This is a genomic window from Pseudomonas luteola NBRC 103146, assembly GCF_002091675.1.
Classification (GTDB): Bacteria; Pseudomonadota; Gammaproteobacteria; order Pseudomonadales; family Pseudomonadaceae; genus Chryseomonas; species Chryseomonas luteola.
Genome location: NZ_BDAE01000056.1, coordinates 1 through 5,585, shown reverse-complemented (window position 1 = coordinate 5,585; position 5,585 = coordinate 1). Strand labels below are relative to the sequence as shown.

The window sequence follows — 5,585 nt, the reverse complement described above, 5'->3', positions numbered from 1 at the left end:
AAAGAGCAGGAAGCCTGGGCTTCGTTGCCGGCGTGTTGGCTGGCATGGGAGAAATATAGGCAATCCCATATTAGGTGTCAATGGGAATTCCCATAATTTTTATTATGGGCGAAAAAAAGCCCGATCAACGTCGGGCTTTATGGGCTGTTTGGTGAGTTTATGTGGCCGTATTCTCAGTTAGATCTGAGCCGCAATGCTTGCATTTAATGGCTTCAATCTTTACTGCCTCGGCGCAGAACGGGCATTTCTTATGCTCATTTGAAACACCTTTCGTCTCAGCTACGCGCTTATCATTAGGCATAAGGCATGCAGCCAGTAGCGTAAGGACAGCCCCTGCAAATCCAGCAGACGCAGCTGCAATCCCATTGCCGCCGCTTGCAACGGCAACAAGCATAGTCATAGCGCCGCCAAGCAGAATGCAGCATAGGAAATAGGCGAAGCCCCAATTTCCGCGCTTGCTAGCGATTATCCATGACAAGACTGCGAAAACCAGGAAGAAGAGAAAACCAAATACAGGTTCCATAAGAACTCCGTTTCAAGTGGGGTAGATAAGATATCGGCGGTGCTGCGCTGATATTTAGCCCAATAAGGTGCGAGGCCATTTTGCATCGACAACCTTACCCACCAGCTCCCAGGTGTCATCCATCTCTACGGTCGGGAATGCACTATTGAGGGGCTTAAGGAAAGCCTTACCAGAGTCCCAGATGTACTGCTTAAAAGTAGCCTCATTGGTGGCAATCATCTTTGCCACAACGAAAGAGCCATTTTCTGGCTCAATACCAGGTGCTACTAAGATAAGCATGCCCTCCATGAATGACACTCCGGCCGGAGAAGTCATGGATGGACCTTTTACCTTGAGCCAATAGCCATGCGGCCCCGCCCAAGCATCTGAAGTATGTTTCTCGCACTCTGAAAGATTCAAAACCTGCACAGCCTCCCTGGCCATCCCAGCCTGAACCCAGCTTATCTCAGGATAATCAAAGGATCGGGTTGGCTGCGGTGCCAGCTCCACGTTGACATCAAAACTGCCGTTACCTTCACTGACGGCTGTATCTTTATACAGTTCCGCAGTATCAGAACGCAATGCGTTTGGTGACAACATGTGTCCACGGCCTTGAGCGAGCCAAATAGGGTCTACACCGCAGACCTTTGCGATTTGGGCTGTAAAGGCAGTAGCTTTTGATTTACCCCTTTCGAGGTCGGAAACAGAGGTTTGTGTTAGTCCAGCACGTTTCGCGAGCTCACCTTGAGTGAGACCGGCATGCTTTCTAGCGGCTTTGAGGCGGTCTTTGTATTCCATCTGAAAATTATCAAGGGAACACCCATATTCTTGCAAATCGGTATTCCCATACTTTAATATATGGGAATTCCCGTATGGAGGGTCGGTATGAACACTATCTACAAGGACCTTGTTGCCTTCTTCGGCACACAAGAGATCACCGCAGAAAGACTTCGCGTTGATCAAAGCACCGTTTCGGGCTGGGTTAGAGGAAAGCACGGAATGTCACCAGTCACTGCCAAGCGAGCAGAAGCTTTAACGCTCGGCGAATTCAAGAAGGAGGATCTTTGCCCCACGTTCCCATGGGCAGAGATGGCCGCTTAATCATGTCAACAACTCAATTAAGCCCGGACCAGCTTCAAAGGTCACGCAAGAACTACAGCGCCATCATGCAGCGCCTTACATCGGTAGGTAATGCGCCGGTGGCAATGGCAGTAGGTGTGGACGAAGCAACAATCAGCCGCATGAAGCCTGAGCAGTTCGAGAGGTTCGCTCAGATCCTTGCATTCCTAGACCTGAAGATCGTTCCGACAGAGATGCGCTCGTTCAACGAGAACGACATTGAGGCGCTGTTCCACCTTGCAAGGCGTTGGATGGAGCACACGCAGAACATCGATCAACTAGGCGAGGAGTGATCGAGATGGGAAAGGCAAATTGCGCGCAAGAAAAAGCCGGTGGCTAGACCGGCTTAATCAATAACACGTCAACTTGAGAGGAAAGTATGCCAACGAAGCCCCTGAAGTGCAATTCCTACCTGATGCTGTTGGAAGAAGACGAGATCGTAGTCTCACAAACATCCGGCACCACACTATCAACCGTCCGTATCACTCGCGACCAGCTCGAAATCTTCTGTGCTCATATGCGCATCGTTGAAAGCGAAGGCCGCCCAATCGTTAAAGAGGAGGCCCGCTGATGGCTAATCAATGGTTCCGTATGTATTCGGAGTTTGCTACAGACCCCAAGGTCCAAATGCTTTCCGAGTCAGATCAGCGGCGCTTCATTATGTTGTTGTGTCTCCGTTGCAGTAACGGCGATGTAACGTTACATGATGAAGAAGTAGCGTTTCAGTTACGTATCAGTAACGAAGAATGGAACAAAACTAAGCGGATTTTGATTGATCGAGGACTAATTGATGAAGATGCAAAGCCGTGTGCTTGGGACAAGCGTCAATATGTCTCTGATTCAAGCACGGCGCGGGTTGCAGCCCACCGAGCCAGCAAGAAGAAGGCTAGGAAACAGGCATGTAACGTTTCAGTAACGCCACCAGATACAGATACAGATACAGATACAGATACAGAACAAGAACCCCCCTTACCCCCCGAGGGGGAGAAGCCGACCAAGCCGGCTTCGGGTTTTGATCCGATTCAAGCTTGTCCGGCAAACGTATCCCCTGCTGTGTGGGCCAAATGGGTTCAGTGTCGGAAGGAACAGGGCAAGCCCCTCAAGAAAACCACTTGTGAGGCACAAGCCAAGCTTCTGGAAGATCACCCAGACCCCGACGCAGTCGTGCAGGCATCGATCAACGCTGGCTGGCAGGGACTATTTCCTCAGGGCTTAGCTAACGTTCACCCCATCTCAGACGCCAGCCGTCCCCGGATCGTGAAGGGAACCCGCGATACCAAGCCACCGAAGACCCGCCCGGGTGATTTCCACCACTGGAACATGGCTGAAAACCGCTGGGAACTCATGAACGAAGAGTGGAATGAACCGAACTCCGGTAAGTCCTGGGAATACCTGCGCCGGATAGGGGAAGCGTAATGACTCCGTCAGAAGTATCAAGCCGTCTGGCTGACCGTGTGCACGATGTCGTCAGGCATCTGCTACCCAACGGCAAGCGTGAAGGGCATGAGTGGCGTGTAGGAAGTGTAAGCGGCGAGAAAGGCTCAAGCATGGGCGTGCACCTGACCGGCGACAAGGCTGGTATCTGGTGTGATTTTGCCAGCGGTGAGACAGGCGATCTGTTGGACCTGTGGTGCGCAGTGAATCGCTGTGAAATGGGCAAGGCCCTGTCTGAAGCCAAGGAATACCTAGGTGTTCGTGAGCCAGTGCTCAAGCGCCCAAGCGAGAAGACTTTCACCCGTCCAGATCGACCCAAGTGTGTAGCGCCAAAGGTTGATTCACCGGTGATGGAATACCTCAAGGGACGAGGCCTGACAGAGGCAACGATCAAGGCGTTCAAGGTGGCTGAGCAAGGTCGGCTGATGGTTTTCCCGTACCTGCGCAATGACTCGCTGGTTCACTGGAAAACCATCGGTATTGATCGTGATGCCAACGGCAAGAAAACCGGAATTAAAACATCTCCTGGTACTGAGCCTTGCTTGTTCGGCTGGCACACCATCCCAAGTACGGCGCGTGAAGTCACCATCGTCGAAGGCGAGATCGACGCCATGACCGCGTGGCAGTACGGCAAGCCTGCACTGTCAGTCCCGTTCGGTGGTGGCGGTGGTAACAAGCAAGCCTGGATAGAGTACGAGTTCGACAACCTCCAGCGTTTTGACACGATCTGGCTTGCTCTGGATCAGGACGAAGAGGGGCGTAAGGCTACTGAGGAACTGGTCAAGCGACTAGGACGTGAGCGTTGCCGACTGGTCGAGCTACCAGCGAAAGATTTCAACGAATGCCTTGATGCATTGTTTCTCGATGCTGAAGACATTGCTGAGTGCTACGAGAAAGCCAAGAGTCTCGACCCTGAAAAGCTGGTCGGGGTCATGGAGTTTCGTGACCAAATCATTGACGAGTTCTTCGATAAGAACCCAACGATGACCGGCATGGCTACTCCTTGGGAGAAGCAGCGCGACCTTATCCGGTTCCGCGAGAGTGAGCTGACTGTCTGGACTGGCTGGTCTGGTCATGGCAAGTCACAACTCCTGAACTACATCGCCTTTCATGGCATGCGAAACGGCGCCAAGTTTTGTATTGCCTCGATGGAGATGCCAGCCAAGCGCACCATGCAGCGGATGGTACGGCAGGCCGCGGGCTTGGCTCATCCAAGCCGCGGCTATATCGATGCCATTCTTCAAAGCCTATCCGGCAAGCTGTGGATTTTCGATCAGATGGGGTCAGCCAAGACCTCAGAAATGATCGAGACCTTCAAGTACGCCGCGCGCCGCTATGGCGTGAATCATTTCATCGTGGACAGCCTTGCCAAATTGGGTATGGCCGAAGACGACTACAACGGGCAAAAGCAGGCAATGGAAGCCCTTGTCGGCTTCGCGCATGAGATGGGCGTCCACGTCCACTTGGTTGCACACCCGCGCAAGGCCGACGACGAAAGCAAGATCCCTGGAAAGCTCGACGTGCGAGGCGGCGCAATCCTGACCGACCTGGCCGACAACGTCATTACGGTATGGCGGAACAAGGCCAAGGAAACCTGTCGGAAGGCAGGCGGTACCGATTATGACAGCTATGCAGACGTGAAGATGATCGTCAGCAAACAGCGCCTCACCGGTGAGGAAGACGAGATCAATCTGTGGTTTGACGTGGCTTCGGCTCAATACCTCGACCGAGACGGCCATAAGCCTCGGCAATGGGTGAATTACACCGGCATCCGCGGCGATAAGACTGAAGGAGACGCAGCATGAGCAACGTAATCCCTTTTGAGTACCAGGGCGTGCCAGTCCAGTTCAATCTGGATGGCTGGATCAATGCGACAAAAGTGGCCAAAGACAGTGGCCTGCGTATTGATAACTGGCTGCGCAACCAAGAGACCGAAAAATACATTGAGGCCCTGAGCCGTCATTTAAATACCTCGAATCCGAGGGATTTAGTTCTGACCATTAAAGGCCGCAATGGCGGTACTTGGCTGCATCCCAAATTGGCGGTTGCCTTCGCCCGTTGGGTATCTGCTGACTTCGCCGTCTGGTGCGATATGCGCATTGACGGTCTCCTGCATGGGAACCTGACCCTTCGCCAGCGCTTCGACCAAGCCTGCCGAAAGCTAGATGACGCCCGCGACCTAGCCAGCATGAATGGCCGTGAGCTTGCCCGCTGGAGAAACCGAAAGCCAGCTCTTGAGCATGAGGTTGATCACTGGCGTACCCAGCTTCAACTGGCCCTTAGCTTTGAGGGAGACGCAGCATGAGCAATCAAAAACTATGGGCAGTGCACATGCAGGGCCCAGACGAAATCATGGCTATGGCTAGTCACGAAGATGCAGAGCAGTTCTGCGCCTATTTCGAAGACTTTGCCGCTAAGCATCCACACCTACCGAAGGTTGACTGCCTGATCATCGAATGGCCTTCCTCTACTGAAGAACATGCTGAGGATCTTCTGGCCCAGGGAGAGGGGGAGCGCTCATGAGCACCAT

At 53.0% G+C, this 5,585-nt stretch carries 9 protein-coding genes; 7 read left to right on the top strand and 2 right to left on the bottom strand.

Annotated features, from left to right (window positions below):
* Positions 1–157: 157 nt before the first annotated feature.
* On the bottom strand, positions 158–523 hold the full coding sequence (locus tag PLU01S_RS24740; RefSeq protein ID WP_074830636.1) for a hypothetical protein: 366 nt from the start codon (positions 521–523) through the stop codon (positions 158–160).
* A gap of 54 nt (positions 524–577) precedes the next feature.
* Complete coding sequence (locus PLU01S_RS24735; protein ID WP_074830632.1) at positions 578–1,300, bottom strand: LexA family protein; 723 nt, start codon at positions 1,298–1,300, stop codon at positions 578–580.
* 87 nt (positions 1,301–1,387) lie between these two features.
* Between PLU01S_RS24735 and PLU01S_RS24730 the strand changes: the two genes are divergently transcribed.
* The 7 genes from PLU01S_RS24730 (at position 1,388) to PLU01S_RS24700 (ending at position 5,578) form a co-directional block, all read left to right on the top strand.
* A complete protein-coding gene (locus PLU01S_RS24730) occupies positions 1,388–1,603 on the top strand; it encodes a helix-turn-helix domain-containing protein (protein WP_074830626.1) in 216 nt (71 codons plus the stop codon).
* 2 nt (positions 1,604–1,605) lie between these two features.
* Positions 1,606–1,914: a CII family transcriptional regulator gene (locus PLU01S_RS24725; protein WP_074830645.1), complete on the top strand. Its 309-nt coding sequence runs from the start codon at positions 1,606–1,608 to the stop codon at positions 1,912–1,914.
* Between the two features lie 86 nt (positions 1,915–2,000).
* Positions 2,001–2,192, top strand: a complete 192-nt coding sequence (locus PLU01S_RS24720) for a hypothetical protein (protein WP_074830619.1) — start codon at positions 2,001–2,003, stop codon at positions 2,190–2,192.
* Entirely contained in the window at positions 2,192–3,037 is an 846-nt protein-coding gene (locus PLU01S_RS25875) for a hypothetical protein (protein ID WP_074830616.1), read from the top strand. Before PLU01S_RS24720 ends, PLU01S_RS25875 begins: the two co-directional genes overlap by 1 nt.
* Positions 3,037–4,860, top strand: a complete 1,824-nt coding sequence (locus PLU01S_RS24710; RefSeq protein ID WP_074830613.1) for a toprim domain-containing protein — start codon at positions 3,037–3,039, stop codon at positions 4,858–4,860. The genes PLU01S_RS25875 and PLU01S_RS24710 overlap by 1 nt, the downstream gene beginning before the upstream one ends.
* Positions 4,857–5,360 carry a KilA-N domain-containing protein gene (locus PLU01S_RS24705; protein WP_074830611.1) on the top strand — a complete coding sequence of 168 codons (504 nt, stop codon included), beginning with the start codon at positions 4,857–4,859 and terminating at the stop codon, positions 5,358–5,360. The genes PLU01S_RS24710 and PLU01S_RS24705 overlap by 4 nt, the downstream gene beginning before the upstream one ends.
* Positions 5,357–5,578 carry a hypothetical protein gene (locus PLU01S_RS24700; RefSeq protein WP_074830609.1) on the top strand — a complete coding sequence of 74 codons (222 nt, stop codon included), beginning with the start codon at positions 5,357–5,359 and terminating at the stop codon, positions 5,576–5,578. Before PLU01S_RS24705 ends, PLU01S_RS24700 begins: the two co-directional genes overlap by 4 nt.
* Positions 5,579–5,585: the final 7 nt, after the last annotated feature.